The sequence below is a fragment of the Pseudomonas crudilactis genome (assembly GCF_013433315.1).
GTDB lineage: Bacteria > Pseudomonadota > Gammaproteobacteria > Pseudomonadales > Pseudomonadaceae > Aquipseudomonas > Aquipseudomonas crudilactis.
In genome coordinates this window covers 23,653-35,511 of sequence record NZ_WXVV01000016.1, presented here as the reverse complement: position 1 = coordinate 35,511, position 11,859 = coordinate 23,653, and the positions used below count along the sequence as shown (strand labels likewise).

Here is an 11,859-nt window from a genome sequence, read left to right as displayed (position 1 = left end):
AAATGCCCGAGCTTCCCCACACCTATTACCCCCATAGCTGGAGTCAACACCGACAACCCCCTAGAATCGCCCCCACGATTAAAGGAGACGACTTCATGCTGATGGTGATTTCCCCCGCCAAGACCCTCGATTACGAAACACCGCCGGCGACCCAGCGCTTCACCCAGCCGCAATACCTCGACCACTCCCAGGAACTGATCCAGCAGTTGCGCGACCTGACGCCTGCGCAGATCAGCGAACTGATGCACGTGTCGGACAAGATCGGCGGGCTCAACGCCGCGCGCTTCGGCAGCTGGACGCCAGCGTTCACCCCGGAAAACGCCAAGCAGGCGCTGCTCGCCTTCAAGGGTGACGTCTATACCGGTCTCGACGCACAGTCCTTTAGCGAAGCCGATTTCGACTACGCGCAAAAACACCTGCGCATGCTCTCCGGTCTCTATGGGCTGCTGCGCCCGCTCGACCTGATGCAACCCTATCGTCTGGAAATGGGCACCAAACTGGCCAACGCCCGTGGCAAAGACCTGTACGCCTTCTGGGGCACGCGCATCAGCGAATGGCTGAACGAAGCGCTGGCCGATCAGGGCGATGACGTGCTGCTCAACCTGGCGTCCAACGAATACTTTTCGGCGGTAAAACGCACGGCGCTGAACGCGCGGATCATCAACACCGAGTTCAAGGACCAGAAGAACGGCCAGTACAAGATCATCAGTTTCTACGCGAAAAAGGCCCGTGGCCTGATGAGCCGTTTCGTGATCCAGGAAAAAATCAACGATCCGGCCCAGCTCAAACAGTTCGATGTGCAGGGTTATCGCTACAGCGCCGAACAGTCGAAACCCGAAAACCTGGTGTTTTTGCGCGACCACGCCCCCGAATAAAGCATGCCCAATGCACGACTCTTTCTATAAGGAGTCGTGCAGCTCGCACGATGTCAAAAAACTCTCGCCACATTTCGCCATTTTAATGGCGCCAGAAAATCTCCCCTGTCTTTTCTAAGATTAGTTTCACTCGACACTGATCATTTTTTTCAGTAGTGGCACCTGATTTTTTTCACCGTAGTGGCACAAAACTATCTAACGTGATTTTTCGCCTGTTATTAAAGGTCGAAAACGAAAGTGCTATCAAATTGAGACTAGTGCCATCTCTGACAATATTTCAAGAAATTTCAGATTTCGCGATGAGCGGACAGGAACTTCGTCCGAATGCATAGCTCATACCACCGGTAACGATTCTCGCCGAGTTTGTACGAGATAACTTACGCAGAGCAGATGGCCATGTAACCAAGTTGTCACAGCAACTTGCCTAGATGACTAACTAGTCTCAAAACAGACAATGGACAGGAGATACGCACCATTTATATCCCCTACAAAGGCCATGGCCGCGCCCTTATAAACGTGCTCGCCTGAGCACCCAACCGCTTGATTTACGGGACTTTCATCCTGACATCGAGCGCGCAAGACGATTGCACAAGAGTCTTCTATCAAGAAGATCGGCTGCATAACAGGGCAAGTCATAACAACAAGGCCTGGTTGCGCACATCTTGAGTGCACTTATTTAGACACTCGAAACTTAGTATGCCTGCACACGGCATTGTGGCGCCTGTATGCCGCACTTTCGAGTGCACTAATGAACGCTGAACACCATTAACTCCGGCCTTCTAAGGCCTGATATATACAGAGGTAATTGCGATGCGCATCAGCATATTTGGTTTGGGTTACGTTGGCGCAGTATGTGCCGGTTGCCTGTCTGCACGGGGCCATGACGTAGTTGGCGTCGATGTTGCCAAAGACAAGATCGACATGATCAACGCCGGCAAGTCGCCGATTGTTGAACCGGGCCTGGGCGAACTTCTGCAACAAGGTATCCAGACCGGTCGTCTGCGTGGCACGACCAACTTCGCCGAAGCGATTCGTGACACTGACCTGTCGATGATCTGCGTCGGCACGCCGAGCAAAAAGAACGGCGACCTCGAACTGAACTACATCGAAGCCGTGTGCCGCGAGATCGGTTTTGTTCTGCGTGAAAAAACCACCCGCCACACCATCGTCGTACGCAGCACCGTACTGCCGGGCACCGTTGCCAACGTGGTAATCCCGATTCTCGAAGACTGCTCGGGCAAGAAGGCCGGTGTCGACTTCGGTGTCGCGGTCAACCCTGAATTCCTGCGTGAATCCACCGCCATCGCCGACTACGACCTGCCACCGATGACTGTCATCGGCGAGTTCGACAAGGCGTCCGGCGACGTTCTGCAATCGCTGTACGAAGAACTCGACGCGCCGATCATCCGCAAGGACATCGCCGTTGCCGAGATGATCAAGTACACCTGCAACGTCTGGCACGCGACCAAAGTGACCTTCGCCAACGAGATCGGCAACATCGCCAAAGCGGTCGGCGTCGATGGCCGTGAAGTGATGGAAGTGGTTTGCCAGGACAAGACCCTCAACCTGTCCCAGTACTACATGCGCCCGGGTTTCGCCTTCGGCGGTTCGTGCCTGCCCAAAGACGTGCGCGCCCTCACCTACCGCGCCGGTTCGCTGGACGTCGAAGCACCACTGCTCAACTCGCTGATGCGCAGTAATGAATCGCAAGTGCAGAACGCCTTCGACATCGTGGAAAGCCACGACAAACGCAAAGTCGCCCTGCTCGGCCTGAGCTTCAAGGCCGGCACCGACGACCTGCGCGAAAGCCCATTGGTTGAGCTGGCGGAAATGCTGATCGGCAAGGGTTACGACCTGAGCATCTACGACAGCAACGTCGAGTACGCCCGTGTTCACGGCGCGAACAAAGACTACATCGAGTCGAAGATCCCGCACGTGTCGTCCCTGCTCAACTCGGACTTCGATTCGGTGATCGACAACTCCGACGTGATCATCCTCGGCAACCGCGACGAAAAATTCCGCTCGCTGGCCCAGGAAGCGCCGCACGGCAAACAGGTCATCGACCTGGTCGGCTTCATGGCCAAAGCCACCGACGCCGGTACTCGCACCGAAGGTATCTGCTGGTAAAGCAGCCCTAAGCGACAAGCCTCGAGCTGCCAGCCAAAGCGTTTCGCTTGCAGCTCGAAGCTTGCGGCTTGAAGCCTTCTCACCTTCGGATGACGTTGATGACCAAGCTCAAACATTTTTTTCTGCAATCAGCCGGCTGGCTTTTTTATCTCAGTCTGCTGATGGGCCTGGCCTTGATGCTGCCCACGTCCACATTCGACTCCGAGTCGAAGGACTTCATTTTCCTGATTGGCGCCGTGGGTATCTGGCGCTACTCGATGGGTGCAACGCACTTTGTGCGCGGCATGATTTTTCTCTACATCGTTTACCCGCACCTGCGCCGCAAAGTGCGCAAGCTGGGTAAAGCGGCGGACCCGTCGCATGTGTTCCTGATGGTCACCAGTTTCCGTATCGACGCGCTCACCACCGCGCAGGTCTACAGCTCGGTGATCCGCGAAGCCATCGACTGCGAACTGCCGACCACCGTGGTCTGCTCGATCGTGGAAATGTCCGATGAGCTGCTGGTCAAGGCACTGTGGGCACGGATGAATCCGCCAGACCGCGTGAAGCTCGACTTCGTACGCATTCCCGGCACCGGCAAACGTGATGGCCTGGCCTATGGTTTCCGCGCGATCTCCCGCCACTTGCCGGACGACCGCGCCGTGGTAGCCGTGATCGACGGCGACACCGTGCTCGGCGAAGGCACCGTGCGCAAGACCGTGCCGTGGTTCCAGCTGTTCGGCAACGTCGGCGGCCTGACCACCAACGAGTTCTGCGAAGTGCGCGGCGGCTACATCATGAGCGAATGGCACAAGCTGCGTTTCGCCCAGCGCCACATCAACATGTGCTCGATGGCCCTGTCCAAACGCGTGCTGACCATGACCGGCCGTATGTCGGTGTTCCGCGCCACCGTGGTAACCAACCCGGAATTCATCGCCGATGTTGAAAGCGACTCGCTGCAACACTGGCGCTTGGGCCGCTTCAAGTTTTTGACCGGCGACGACAAGTCGAGCTGGTTCAGCCTGATGCGCCTCGGTTACGACACCTTCTACGTGCCTGACGCAGCAATCAACACCGTCGAACACCCGCCGGAAAAGAGCTTCATCAAGGCCAGCCGCAAACTGATGTTCCGCTGGTACGGCAACAACCTGCGCCAGAACTCGCGAGCGCTGGGCCTGGGAGTAAAACGCCTCGGTGCGTTCACTTCGGTGGTGCTGTTTGACCAGCGCGTATCGATGTGGACTTCGCTGCTCGGCCTGACCGTGGCGATGATCGCCAGCTTCAAGTACGGCACCGCGTTCATCCTGGTCTACCTGCTGTGGATCGGCATCACCCGCCTGATCCTGACCCTGCTGCTGTCGTGCTCCGGTCACCGGATCGGTCCGGCTTACCCAGCAATTCTTTATTACAACCAGATCGTCGGTGCGCTGGTGAAGATCTACGTGTTCTTCCGCCTCGACCAACAATCCTGGACGCGCCAACCCACATCCCTGACCCGTGATCTCGCCAGCTTTCAACGTTGGTTCAACACCTGGTCGTCTCGGACCATGACCTTCTCCGCCGGCAGCATTTTTGTCGCCGTGCTGCTGATGATGGTCTGACCCGCCCCTATTGAATTAACAAGGAAATCGCCCCTATGAATACCGCCGTCAACGCCAACGTAGTGCATGAATCCGAAGCCCAGCGCCAACACGCCCGCGTGAAAATCCCGGCCAAACTGCGCTTCTTCGGTCCCGACCGGACGCCGGTCGAAGCGCGGGTCATCGACCTCTCGGCCGGTGGTCTGGCGTTCAACGCCGGGCAAATGCCACTGACCATCGGCGAGGTGTACAAGGCGCGTCTGCAATTCGTCATCGACAACCTTGGCATCGCCATGGACGTTGAACTGCAAGTGCGTTCCTACGACCGCCAGACCGGTCGCGTCGGCTGCCAGTTCCAGAACCTCGAGCCGCAGGACATTTCCACCCTGCGCCACTTGATCACTTCGCACCTGGCCGGCGACATCGTCAGCATCGGCGAAGTGCTGGCGACCCTGCAGCGCGACAACTTCACCAAGGCGCGCAAGGTCAAGGACGGCGGCTCCGGCATGACCCCGTTCGGGCGTCTGAAAGCAGTGACGTTCAGCGCCGGTATCTTCGCGGTCGGCCTGGTCGCAGCGGGTTTCATTTTCAAATCGGTGTACGGCATGTACTTCGTCAGCCACGCGCAGGCTGGTCTGGTCAGCGTGCCGGGAATGAACATCACCATGCCGCGCGACGGCACCGTGCAGAGCCTGGTCAAGTCCGATGGCGTCGCCGCCAAAGGCGCGCCACTGGCAACCTTCAGCACCAGCATGCTCGACGTGCTCAAGGGCCATCTGGAAGAAGATCAACTGTCGCCGGCCAAGGTTGAAGAACTGTTCGGCAAGCAAATGACCGGCACCCTGACTTCGCCGTGCGATTGCACCGTGGCCCAGCAACTGGTGGCTGACGGTCAATACGCGAGCAAAGGCGATGTGATCTTCCAGCTGGTACCGCGCAACACCCAGGCCACCGTCGATGCGCGCTTCTCCTATCGCCAGTTCGGCGACGTGCGTCCGGGCACCCCGGTGAGCTTCCAGATTGCCGGCGAAGACAAGACCCGCACCGGCAAGATCGTCAGCAGCACCAGCCTGAAAAGCGCTGACCTGTCCTCCGACATCCGCGTGCAGATCCAGCCTGACGAGCCGCTCGACAGCAGCCTCGCCGGTCGCCCGGTGGAAGTGAACAGCGACCGTGGCCCGAACCTGAACTGGCTGATCGACAAAGCCATGGCTGCCGGTCTTTAAGTCGAGGACATGCCTGTGACTACTCCACCCATCCTGAAAACACCGCGATCCCTGTGGGAGCTGGCCTGCCGGCGATTGGATCAGCGCGGTGTGTCTGATGTACCGCGCCGCCTGAATCGCGAGCAGGCTCACTCCTACATGGGCACGGTGTGTGCCTTGGCGCTGGCGGTGAGTCTGGCCGGTTGTGCCGGTCTGCCCGATCAGCGTCTGGCCAACGAAGCGCTCAAGCGTGGCGACACCGCCACCGCTGCGCAGAATTATCAGCAACTGGCCGATCTGGGTTACAGCGAAGCGCAAGTCGGTCTCGCTGATATCCAGGTCGACAGCCGCGACCCTGCGCAAATGAAACAGGCCGAAGCGACTTACCGCGCCGCCGCCAGTGTTTCGCCGCGTGCCCAGGCACGCTTGGGTCGCCTGCTGGTGGCCAAACCGGGTTCCACCGAAGCCGAGCACCACGAAGCCGAAACCCTGCTGAAAAAAGCCGCCGCCAATGGCGAAGGCAACACGTTGATCCCGCTGGCGATGCTCTATCTGCAATACCCGCACAGCTTCCCGAACATCAACGCACAGCAGCAGATCGATCAATGGCGCAAATCCGGTTATCCGGAAGCAGGTCTGGCGCAGGTGCTGCTGTATCGCACCCAAGGCACCTACGACCAGCACCTGGATGACGTGGAAAAAATCTGCAAAGCCGCGCTCAACACCACCGACATCTGCTACGTCGAACTGGCCACCGTTTACCAGAAACGCGCGCAGCCAGAGCAACAAGCCGAGTTGATCAAGCAGATGCAGGCCGGTTACAGCCGTGGCACCGTCACCGCCCAGCGCGTCGATTCCGTGGCCCGTGTATTGGCCGATTCGACCCTGGGCAAGACCGACGAAAAAACCGCGCAGTCGCTGCTCGAGCCGATCGCTCCGGGCTACCCGGCATCGTGGGTGACCCTCGCGCAATTGCTGTACGACTACCCGGAACTGGGCGACGTCGATCAGATGATGAAGTACCTCGACAATGGCCGTGCCGCCGACCAGCCGCGCGCCGAGCTGTTGCTGGGCAAGCTGTACTACGAAGGCAAAATGGTTCCGGCTGACGCGAAAGTCGCCGAAGAACATTTCCAGAAAGCCGTTGGCCGCGAAGTCGCTGCCGACTACTACCTCGGCCAGATCTATCGCCGTGGTTACCTCGGCAAGGTCTACCCGCAGAAGGCTCTCGACCACTTGCTGACCGCTGCGCGCAACGGCCAGAACAGCGCTGATTTCGCCATCGCGCAACTGTTCTCCCAAGGCAAGGGCACCAAGCCCGACCCGCTCAACGCCTACGTCTTCAGCCAATTGGCCAAGGCGCAAAACACCCCGCAAGCCGATGAGCTGGCGACCACCCTCGCCGCGCAACTGCCGCCCGAGCGTCTGGCCGAAGCCCAACGTCTGCTGCAACAAGAGCAAGCCAGCCGTGGCGCTCTGAACCAGAACACGCTGCAACTGCACGCGCTGCAAGAAGAAGACGGCGAGGAAAAATTATGAAGCTGAATCCATTCGTGAAGGCCGGCATTGGCCTTTCGTTCGCGCTGATCTGGTCTTGCCCGACACTCGCCGCGATGACTGAAACCAAGAACTTTGGCCTGGAAGTGAAAGTCACCGGCCAGTCCGAAGACGACCGTGACCTCGGCACTGCCAGCGGCGGCGACGTCAACGGCGTCGGCCTCGACCTGCGTCCGTGGATCTACGGCGAAAGCGGCGCGTGGAGCGCCTACGCCATGGGCCAGGCCGTGACCTCGACCGACATCATCGAAACCGACACCCTGCAACAATCCGACGGTGAACAAGCCACCGACAACAGTGATCGCAAAACCAAGAAAAACTACCTGGCGATGCGCGAGTTCTGGGTCGGCTACAGCGGCCTCACCCCGTACCCGGGCGAGATGCTCAAGTTCGGTCGCCAGCGCCTGCGCAATGACGACGGCCAGTGGCGCGACACCAACATCGAAGCGCTGAACTGGACGTTCGACACCACCCTGTTGCGCGCCAACGCCGGTGTTGCCGAACGCTTCAGCGAATACCGCACCGACCTGAAGGAGCTGGCGCCGAAAGACAAGGATCGCCTGCACGCCTACGCCGATGCGGCCTATCAGTGGACGCCGGGCAACTGGGTCGGCATTCGTGGTCACCACACCCACGATGACGGCAAACTCGATTACGCCGAACCGGGTGTTCCGCGCGACTCGCTGGACAAGACTGAGAATGGCGACATCAGCTGGATCGGCCTGACCGCCGACAGCGACGCCTACAACTGGCGCAACACCAACACCGTCAACTATTGGGGCAGCATCACCGGCATGAGCGGCGACCGCGACACCGTCAACGCTTTGAACGCCGATGGTTCGCGCCCGGCGCAAGCCAAGCGCAGTGATGACGTCAACGGCTGGGCCACCGACATCGGTGTACGTCTGCGCCTCGATCCGCAATGGCAAGTCGGCGGTGCGTATGCCCGTGCCAGCGCCGATTACGAGCAGACCGGTCTGGAGAGCAACCGCTCCAACTACACCGGTACGCGCTCGCGTGTGCACCGTTTCGGCGAAGCCTTCCGTGGCGAAATGAACAACATGCAGACCGCGACCCTGTTCGGTTCGTGGATGGTCAACGACGAGTACGACGCCAGCCTGATCTACCACAAGTTCTGGCGCGTCGACGGCAACAAGCCGGTGGGCAGCAACGGCATCAACGCCGTGGAAAACAACACCGACGACGCCACCGGCGCGATCCTTTCCAGCACCTCGCTGCCGCTTGAAGACGGCAACAAGGATCTCGGTCAGGAGATGGACCTGGTCGTCACCAAGTACTTCAAGCAAGGCCTGTTGCCGGCGGCGTTGAGCCAGTCGATCGACGAGCCTTCGGCCCTCGTGCGTTTCCGTGGCGGTGTGTTCAAACCGGGCGATGCCTACGGCAAGCAGGTTGATTCGTACATGCACCGCGCGTTCATCGACGTGATCTGGCGCTTCTGATGCAAACCGCCAAGGGAGTGCCCGACATGATCAGCACCAGGATAGGCTCACTCAGCCTGCTGGCCGGCGCGATGCTGCTGGCCAGCGCTGGCGCCTTCGCCAACGTGGAGCCGGCAAAGCCTGCGACCACGGCCAAGGAGCTACAACAAGCCAAGACCTACACCGTCAGCAGCGCACCCACCGAGGCGCTGAATCTGGCTGCGCCAAAACTGCCGGACCTGTCCGGCTACACCGCCGAAGCCGCTGCGGCGAAAATCGTCCGCAGCAAAGCGGGCAAGATCAGCGTGCGCCGGATGATGCAGGAAGACGCGCTGAAGGACTTCATTGGCGGCGACAACAAGATGGCCGAATGGGTGGTGCGTCAGCACGGCATTCCGCAGGCGATCTTCGTCGACGACGGTTACATGAACCTAAAGGACCTGGCGCAGAAACTGCCCAAGCAGTACTTCAGCGAAACCTCGCCGGGCGTGTACCTGTCGAAGCTGCCGATCGTCGTGGGCCGTAAAGGCATCCTCGAAATCGACGGCCAGACCCAGGAACTGCGCCTGTCGCAAGAGGCCGGTGCGTTCATGGTCAACGACGGCCAGCTGTTCGTGCGTGACACCAAGATCACTGGCTGGCGCGAAAAGGAAAACGGCCCGGCGACCTTCCGTTCGCCGAAGGAATTCCGTCCGTTCCTGCTCGCCTGGGGCGGCACCGAGACCTACATCGTCAACAGCAAGATGGCCAGCTTCGGCTACGCCAACAGTAAGTCGTACGGGGTGAGTATTTCCCAGTACACGCCGAACATGGCCAAGGTGCTCAAGCGTCCCGAACCGACTGGCTGGATCGTCGGCTCCGAGTTCTCCGACATGTGGTACGGCTTCTACTGCTACGAGACCCGCGACTTCGTGGTCAAGGGCAACACCTACAAAGACAACATCGTCTACGGCATCGACCCGCACGACCGTTCCCACGGCCTGATCATTGCCGAGAACACCGTGCACGGCACGAAGAAGAAGCACGGGATCATTATTTCCCGTGAGGTCAACGACAGCTTCATCTTCAACAACAAGAGCTTCGACAACCACCTCTCGGGCCTGGTGATCGACCGGAACAGCGTCAACAACATCATTGCCTACAACGAGATCTACAAGAACCACACCGACGGCATCACGCTCTACGAGTCCGCCGACAACCTGCTGTGGGGCAACAAGGTCATCAGCAACAAGCGCCACGGCATCCGCATTCGTAACAGCGTGAACATTCGCCTCTACGAAAACGTCGCCATGGCCAACGGCCTGACCGGCGTCTACGGCCACATCAAGGACCTCACCGACACCGACCGTGACATCAAGCTCGATCCGTTCGATGCGCAGGTGTCGCTGATCGTCGTTGGCGGTGAGCTGGCGGCCAATGGCAGCGGCCCGCTGTCGATCGATTCACCGTTGAGTGTCGAGCTGTATCGCGTGTCGATGCTGGCGCCGACCAAATCCAGCGGCATCAGCTTCAACGGCATCCTCGGCGAGCGCCAGGATGAAATTCTCGACCTGCTGGTGCGCCAGCAGAAAGCCGTGCTGATCGACCCTGTCGAACGCCAGACCGAAATGCAGGACTGAGGATAATTTTATGCACCCACACTTGATCAGATTACTCAGCCTGTCGGCCCTGACCGTGGGCATTCTCGCGGCCAGCAACGGCGCCCGCGCCGATGAAGGCGCTGCCGCCACGCCGCCAAAGTTCAGCGCCGAACCGTGCTGCAACCTGTGCCCGGCGGCGCATGACGCGAAGAACTACACCACGCGTTATCAGCAGAACTTCACCACGCTGGTGCAGGCACAAGGCGACTGGCTGTTCCGAACTCAGGAAGATTTGCGCACCGAGTTCAACACCACCCCGGCCGGCTACAAACGCCTGCAACAGCTGCACGATGCGTTCAAGGCCAAAGGCGTTGAGCTGGTGATCGTTTACCAGCCGACCCGTGGCCTGGTGAACCGCAACAAGCTCAACCCGCAGGAAAAAGCCGCGTTCGATTACGAGAAAGCGCTGGGCAACTACAAGACCATGCTCGGCCGTTTCGCCAAGATGGGTTACGTCGTGCCGGACCTGTCGCCGCTGACCAACGAATCGCTGCCGGACACCCTGCCTGCTCACGATTTCTACTTCCGCGGCGACCAGCACTGGACCCCTTACGGCGCACAGCGCACGGCGAAAATAGTCGCCGAGAAGGTCAAGCAGATCCCGGCCTTCGCCGACGTGCCCAAGCGTGAATTCGAGACCAAACGCTCTGGGCGCATGGGCAAGACCGGCACCCTGCACAACATGGCCGGGCAACTGTGCGGCACCAGTTACGCGATCCAGTACATGGATCAGTTCACCACCGAGCCTAAGGGCGAGGCTGGCGACGGCGATCTGTTCGGTGATTCCGGCAACCCGCAAATCACTCTGGTCGGCACCTCGCACAGCGGCAAGAACTACAACTTCGCCGGTTTCCTCGAAGAAGCCATCGGCGCCGACATTCTCAACGTCGCCTTCCCTGGCGGCGGTCTGGAAGGTTCGATGTTGCAGTACCTGGGCAGCGACGAATTCCAGAAGACCCCGCCGAAAATTCTCATCTGGGAATTCTCGCCGCTGTACCGCCTCGACCAGGAAACCATCTACCGCCAGATGATGTCTCTTCTCGACAACGGCTGCGAAGGCAAAGACGCACAAATGTCCGCGAGCACCACGCTCAAGCCGGGCAGCAAACAAGAACTGCTGGTCAACAGCAAGAACCTGAACCTGCAGAACAGCAGCCATCAGGTCGACATCCGCTTCGCCGATCCTTCGGTGAAAACCCTGCAAGCCACCCTCTGGTACATGAACGGTCGCCACGAGGATATCAAGATCGAGAAACCGGAAACCTCCGACACCGACGGTCGTTTCGCCTTTGAGCTGCGCACGGACGAAGACTGGGCCTCGCAAAACCTGCTGGCGGTCGAAGTCCAGGGCCCGGAAACGGGCACCGCGCCACAGAAAGTCGAAGCGAAAATCTGCAAACGCAACGTATTCCCGGGCGCTGGGCAACAAACCGCTCAGGTCGGGCAATGAGGTCTGC

Annotated in this window: 8 protein-coding genes; all 8 read left to right on the top strand. The window is 59.6% G+C overall.

Annotation, left to right across the window (positions count from 1 at the left end):
• Nucleotides 1-95: 95 nt before the first annotated feature.
• The 8 genes from yaaA (at nucleotide 96) to GTU76_RS18140 (ending at nucleotide 11,852) form a co-directional block, all read left to right on the top strand.
• A complete protein-coding gene (gene yaaA / locus GTU76_RS18175) occupies nucleotides 96-875 on the top strand; it encodes a peroxide stress protein YaaA (protein WP_180699247.1) in 780 nt (259 codons plus the stop codon).
• Between the two features lie 810 nt (nucleotides 876-1,685).
• On the top strand, nucleotides 1,686-3,002 hold the full coding sequence (locus tag GTU76_RS18170) for a nucleotide sugar dehydrogenase (protein WP_016985180.1): 1,317 nt from the start codon (nucleotides 1,686-1,688) through the stop codon (nucleotides 3,000-3,002).
• Between the two features lie 98 nt (nucleotides 3,003-3,100).
• Nucleotides 3,101-4,582: a mannuronan synthase gene (gene alg8 / locus GTU76_RS18165; RefSeq protein WP_175555292.1), complete on the top strand. Its 1,482-nt coding sequence runs from the start codon at nucleotides 3,101-3,103 to the stop codon at nucleotides 4,580-4,582.
• Nucleotides 4,583-4,617: 35 nt separating this feature from the next.
• Nucleotides 4,618-5,787, top strand: coding sequence for an alginate biosynthesis protein Alg44 (locus GTU76_RS18160; protein ID WP_180699246.1), 1,170 nt, complete (start codon nucleotides 4,618-4,620; stop codon nucleotides 5,785-5,787).
• A 9-nt stretch (nucleotides 5,788-5,796) separates the two neighbouring features.
• The gene (gene algK, locus GTU76_RS18155) at nucleotides 5,797-7,305 is read left to right on the top strand and encodes an alginate biosynthesis TPR repeat lipoprotein AlgK (protein ID WP_219342195.1); all 1,509 of its coding nucleotides are present in this window, start codon (nucleotides 5,797-5,799) and stop codon (nucleotides 7,303-7,305) included.
• On the top strand, nucleotides 7,302-8,783 hold the full coding sequence (locus tag GTU76_RS18150) for an alginate export family protein (protein WP_095119394.1): 1,482 nt from the start codon (nucleotides 7,302-7,304) through the stop codon (nucleotides 8,781-8,783). Before algK ends, GTU76_RS18150 begins: the two co-directional genes overlap by 4 nt.
• A 26-nt stretch (nucleotides 8,784-8,809) precedes the next feature.
• Nucleotides 8,810-10,381 carry a mannuronan 5-epimerase AlgG gene (algG, locus tag GTU76_RS18145; protein WP_180699244.1) on the top strand — a complete coding sequence of 524 codons (1,572 nt, stop codon included), beginning with the start codon at nucleotides 8,810-8,812 and terminating at the stop codon, nucleotides 10,379-10,381.
• A gap of 10 nt (nucleotides 10,382-10,391) precedes the next feature.
• Nucleotides 10,392-11,852, top strand: coding sequence for an alginate O-acetyltransferase (locus GTU76_RS18140; protein ID WP_180699243.1), 1,461 nt, complete (start codon nucleotides 10,392-10,394; stop codon nucleotides 11,850-11,852).
• Nucleotides 11,853-11,859 lie beyond the last annotated feature (7 nt).

Coding starts and splice junctions, on each gene's coding strand:
- GTU76_RS18150 (WP_095119394.1), top strand. CDS start 7,302: ATGAAGCTGAATCCATTCGTGAAGGCCGGCATTGGCCTTTCGTTCGCG.
- GTU76_RS18140 (WP_180699243.1), top strand. CDS start 10,392: ATGCACCCACACTTGATCAGATTACTCAGCCTGTCGGCCCTGACCGTG.
- yaaA (WP_180699247.1), top strand. CDS start 96: ATGCTGATGGTGATTTCCCCCGCCAAGACCCTCGATTACGAAACACCG.
- GTU76_RS18160 (WP_180699246.1), top strand. CDS start 4,618: ATGAATACCGCCGTCAACGCCAACGTAGTGCATGAATCCGAAGCCCAG.
- GTU76_RS18170 (WP_016985180.1), top strand. CDS start 1,686: ATGCGCATCAGCATATTTGGTTTGGGTTACGTTGGCGCAGTATGTGCC.
- alg8 (WP_175555292.1), top strand. CDS start 3,101: ATGACCAAGCTCAAACATTTTTTTCTGCAATCAGCCGGCTGGCTTTTT.
- algG (WP_180699244.1), top strand. CDS start 8,810: ATGATCAGCACCAGGATAGGCTCACTCAGCCTGCTGGCCGGCGCGATG.
- algK (WP_219342195.1), top strand. CDS start 5,797: ATGCCTGTGACTACTCCACCCATCCTGAAAACACCGCGATCCCTGTGG.